At 45.8% G+C, this 1,209-nt stretch carries 2 protein-coding genes; both read left to right on the top strand.

The features are described 5' to 3' along the window. Positions 1-593, top strand: a 593-nt coding sequence (locus A3735_RS26760; RefSeq protein ID WP_369820566.1) for a YqgE/AlgH family protein, incomplete at its 5' end; no start/stop codon positions are given. Further along, a complete protein-coding gene (gene ruvX / locus A3735_RS26765; RefSeq protein WP_068508683.1) occupies positions 593-1,045 on the top strand; it encodes a Holliday junction resolvase RuvX in 453 nt (150 codons plus the stop codon). The genes A3735_RS26760 and ruvX, both read left to right, overlap by 1 nt. Positions 1,046-1,209: the final 164 nt, after the last annotated feature.

Genomic DNA, 1,209 nt, shown 5'->3' on the forward strand with positions numbered 1-1,209 from the left:
GATTCGCACCTTTTCTTATAACAAGAGTGGAGTATCCAGCTATTTGTAGCCATTTAGAAAATCAGTTTCTGATCGCAATGCCCCAGATGAAAGATCCAAACTTCTCAGGGTCTCTGACGTATATTTGTGATCATAGCAGCGATGGCGCAATGGGCGTTGTGATTAACCGCCCTACCGATATTGGCTTGGCTGAGTTACTCGAACAGTTAGATATCAGTATGACGATTGATACTGATGCCAAAATTTACGCTGGCGGGCCGGTCCAAAGAGATCGTGGTTTTATCTTTCATGATGGTGAAAAATGTTGGCAATCTACGCTAGAGTTATCATCCGGACTGAAACTCACCACATCTAAAGACATCCTTGAAGCCATTGCACAGGGAACCGGGCCACAAACCTATCTGGTTGCCCTTGGCTATGCTGGTTGGGGAGAGGGGCAGTTAGAAGGTGAGCTCACAGAAAACACTTGGTTCACTTGCCCCGGGTCTCAGGACATATTGTTTGCTGACGACGATAGCAAAAAACTGACAATGGCGATGGATATTCTCGGTATTAAGGCAGACCAGCTCAGTGGCCAGATAGGTCACGCTTAATGACCAATGAAGCCTTGACCTACTTATGTTTTGACTTTGGTGTAAAGCGCTTCGGTGTTGCCTGTGGGAATAGCCTACTTAAAACCGCATCAGAGCTTGCTCCCATTAAAGCCAGAGAGGGGATTCCTGACTGGGAAGTAATTGAACAATTGGTAGAAGAATGGAAACCGACAGGCTTTGTCGTTGGTTTACCTTTGAATATGGATGGCTCTGAAAGCGATATGTCATTGCGAGCGAAGAAGTTCGGTAAGCGCTTAAAAGGCCGTTTTAATAAACCAGTCGATATGATGGATGAGCGGCTCTCAAGCTTCGAAGCTAAGCAGGCGGTGAAAGCTAGAACGGGTCGGTACGTAGATTTTGGGGATCACTCGGTTGACGGTGCCGCAGCATGTTTAATACTAGAAAGCTGGTTTGCAGCAATGAGTGACAATAAAGGAACTGACAATGCATGATGAACAAGCTGTAGAAGCCTTATTGGGTGCGATGTCACAGCAACTAAGCCATTATTTGGCAGAAAAGAATATCACTGACTATGAGTTTGTCGGGATTCGCACCGGCGGTGTTTGGGTCGCTAAGGCTATTCAAAAAAGTTTGGCGAATGAAAAACTGATTGGTG

The organism is Oleiphilus sp. HI0061, assembly GCF_001635675.1.

Excerpts from the sequence above, each read along its gene's own strand:
- ruvX (WP_068508683.1), top strand. The coding sequence starts at position 593 with ATGACCAATGAAGCCTTGACCTACTTATGTTTTGACTTTGGTGTAAAG.